At 38.0% G+C, this 250-nt stretch carries 1 protein-coding gene; it reads left to right on the top strand.

Annotation, left to right across the window (positions count from 1 at the left end; all coding sequences use genetic code 11):
- Nucleotides 1-250 (top strand): polyprenyl synthetase family protein (locus ACWA1B_RS23220; RefSeq protein ID WP_456911033.1); only part of this gene is annotated, 250 nt, incomplete at both ends.

Raw genomic sequence — 250 nt, 5'->3', positions numbered from 1 at the left:
ATGAACCAATTGTTTTTAGAAATTTAGCCAAATTATTCAGCAAAACGGCGCTTGAGGTTTGCGAAGGACAGCAATGGGATGTTGATTTTGAGACTCGTAAAGATGTTACGATCCCGCAATATCTAAAAATGATCGAATACAAAACAGCGGTTCTAGTAGCAGCAGCCATGAAAATGGGGGCAATTGTGGCTAAAACTTCTGAAAAAGAAGCTGATTTAATTTACGATTTCGGATTGAATTTAGGATTGGC

This window comes from Flavobacterium xizangense (genome assembly GCF_054075145.1).
Note: the sequence above shows the minus strand (reverse complement) of the source record. Positions and strands in the feature narration are given on the sequence as shown.